The 2,879-nt window shown below is 66.2% G+C and carries 2 protein-coding genes; both read right to left on the bottom strand.

Annotation, left to right across the window (positions count from 1 at the left end; translation table 11 throughout):
• Positions 1-1,394, bottom strand: a 1,394-nt coding sequence (locus MSZK_RS20790; protein ID WP_142389971.1) for an NADH-quinone oxidoreductase subunit G, incomplete at its 3' end; no start/stop codon positions are given.
• The gene (nuoF, locus tag MSZK_RS20785) at positions 1,394-2,719 is read right to left on the bottom strand and encodes an NADH-quinone oxidoreductase subunit NuoF (RefSeq protein ID WP_199203422.1); all 1,326 of its coding nucleotides are present in this window, start codon (positions 2,717-2,719) and stop codon (positions 1,394-1,396) included. The genes nuoF and MSZK_RS20790, both read right to left, overlap by 1 nt.
• Positions 2,720-2,879: the final 160 nt, after the last annotated feature.

The following is a 2,879-nucleotide window of genomic DNA, read 5'->3' as shown; positions in this document are numbered from 1 at the left end:
TCGCCGAGCAGGATGATCGCCCCGGGCGGCAGTTCATCGGTGAGTCCGTCGAGGGCGGCGGCTTCCTGGCCGGGTGCGGTCATCACCAGTTCAGCGGCCAGTTTGGTAGACCCCGGTGAGGCGAAGGGCGCAATCGTGACCACCCGCAGCCCGTGCTTGCGAACTGCCTTGCGCAGCCGCAGGAACACGATCGGGGATTCGTCTTCGGGCTCGAACCCGACCAGCACCACCACGGGTGCGGCCTGCAGGTCGGCATAGCTGACCTCGCGGCGACCGGCCACCTGGGCGGCCAGGAACTGCTGCTCTTCCACCGAATGGGGACGGGACCGGAAATCGATGTCATTGGTCCCCAACACGATCCGGGCGAACTTGGCGTAGGCGTAGGCATCCTCGACCGTCACCCGACCACCCACCAGCACGCCGCTGCGACCCGACGTCAGCCCAGCGGCGGCCACTGTGATGGCCTCTGACCACGACGCCGGGCGCAGCGCGCCGTTCTCGTCGCGCACCAAGGGCGTGGTAAGCCGGTCACCCACCCGGGCATAGGTGAACGCCCAGCGACCCTTGTCGCAGTTCCACTCCTCGTTGACCTCCGGGTCGTCACCGGCCAGCCGGCGCAACACCACCCCACGGCGGTGATCGGTGCGCTGGGCACACCCCGAGGCGCAGTGCTCGCACACACTGGGACTGGACACCAGATCGAACGGGCGGGCCCGGAACCGGTACGCCGCCCCGGTCAGCGCCCCGACCGGGCAGATCTGCACGGTGTTGCCGCTAAAATACGAGTCGAACGCCTCACCCGGGCCGATCCCGACCTGTTGCAAGGCACCGCGTTCCAGCAGCGCGATGAACGGATCCCCGGCGATCTGCTCAGAAAACCGGGTGCAACGGGCACACAACACACACCGCTCCCGGTCCAGCAGCACCTGACTCGACAAGTTGATCGGTTTGGGGAAGGTACGTTTGATGTCGGTGAAGCGCGTTTCGGCCCGGCCGTTGGACATCGCCTGGTTTTGCAGGGGGCATTCACCGCCCTTGTCGCACACCGGGCAGTCCAGCGGATGGTTGATCAACAGCAGCTCCATCACCCCGTGCTGAGCCTTGTCGGCGGCCTCGGAGGTGAGCTGGGTGCGCACCACCATGCCGTCGGCCACCGTGGTGGTGCAACTGGCCATCGGCTTGCGCTGACCTTCCACCTCCACCAGGCACTGCCGGCACGCCCCGACCGGATCCAGCAACGGATGATCACAGAACCGCGGGATCTGCACCCCCATCAACTCCGCCGCCCGAATCACCAACGTGCCCTTGGGCACACTCACCTCGACATCGTCGATGACCAGGGTCACCATCTCCACGGCAGGTGCTGGTGCGTCCGTGTCGGAAGTCTGCGTCATCAGACACCCACCCCTTCCGGTGCGGCCAGCATCGAGGCGTACGGGTCGAACGGGCAGCCCCCGCCCAGGTGCGCCTCGTATTCAGCGCGGAAGTACTTGATCGAGGAGATGACCGGCGAGGCGGCGCCATCACCCAACGCGCAGAACGATTTTCCGAATATGGTGTCAGAGATGTCGAGCAGTGTGCCGATGTCGTCTTCGGTACCGCTGCCGGTCTCGAGCCGTTCGTAGATCTGGCTGAGCCAGTAGGTTCCTTCGCGACAGGGTGTGCATTTTCCGCAGGACTCGTGGGCGTAGAACTGGGTCCAGCGGCGCACCGCGCGCACCACACAGGTGGTCTCGTCGAAGATCTGCAACGCCTTGGTGCCCAGCATCGACCCGACCGAAGCCATGCCTTCGTAATCCAGCGGCACGTCGAGGTGTTCGGCGGTCAGCAGCGGGGTCGACGATCCACCCGGGGTCCAGAACTTCAACTCGTGACCCGCACGCACACCGCCGGCGTAGTGGAGCAACTCCCGCAACGTGATTCCCAGCGGCGCCTCGTACTGACCGGGGGTGGTGACGTGGCCGGACAGCGAATACAGCGTGAAGCCAGGGGATTTCTCCGAACCCATCGACTTGAACCAATCGACGCCACCCAACAGGATGGGTGGGACGCTGGCGATGGATTCGACGTTGTTGACCACCGTCGGGCAGGCATACAGGCCGGCGACCGCCGGGAACGGCGGGCGAAGGCGTGGCTGGCCGCGGCGGCCCTCCAGGGAGTCCAGCAGCGCGGTCTCCTCACCGCAGATGTAGGCGCCGGCGCCGGCGTGCACGATCAGGTCCAGATCGAATCCCGACCCCTGGATATTTGTGCCGAGATAACCCGCGGCGTAAGCCTCGGCCACCGCGGCTTGCAACCGGCGCAGCACCGGCACCACCTCACCGCGCACATAGATGAACGCATGCCGGGCCCGAATCGCATATGCCGCGATGATCGCCCCCTCGACCAGAAAGTGCGGGGTGGTCAGCATCAGCGGAATGTCTTTACACGTGCCGGGTTCCGACTCGTCGGCATTGACCACCAGGTACTTGGGTTTGGCCCCGGCTCCGGTCGCTTCCTGAGGAATGAACGACCATTTGGTCCCGGTGGGGAAGCCCGCACCGCCGCGGCCGCGCAACCCGGATTCCTTGACCGTGGCGATCACGTCGTCGGGCTTCATGGCCAATGCCGTGCGAAGCGCCTGATAACCGTCATGGCGCAGATACGTTTCCAGCGTCCACGATTCGGGTTCGTCCCAGAATCGGCTGAGAACCGGCGTCAGCGGAGTGGCAGGCATCATTGCGCCTCGCCCTCGGGAACGGCGGGCGCCGACATGTTCAATGCGCGGGCCACCCGCAGGCCGGCCAGCGTCGCGGCACCAGGGACACCGCCGTCCGAGCCGACCTCACCGAGGCCGGCGAGGGTGCGTGCGGTGTTCCGGAAGGGGCAGAGTTGGGTGC

The sequence above is a fragment of the Mycobacterium sp. shizuoka-1 genome, assembly GCF_002723835.1.
Classification (GTDB): Bacteria; Actinomycetota; Actinomycetes; order Mycobacteriales; family Mycobacteriaceae; genus Mycobacterium.
The sequence above is the reverse complement of the archived record's forward strand: the minus strand, read 5'-3'. Positions and strand labels throughout refer to the sequence as shown.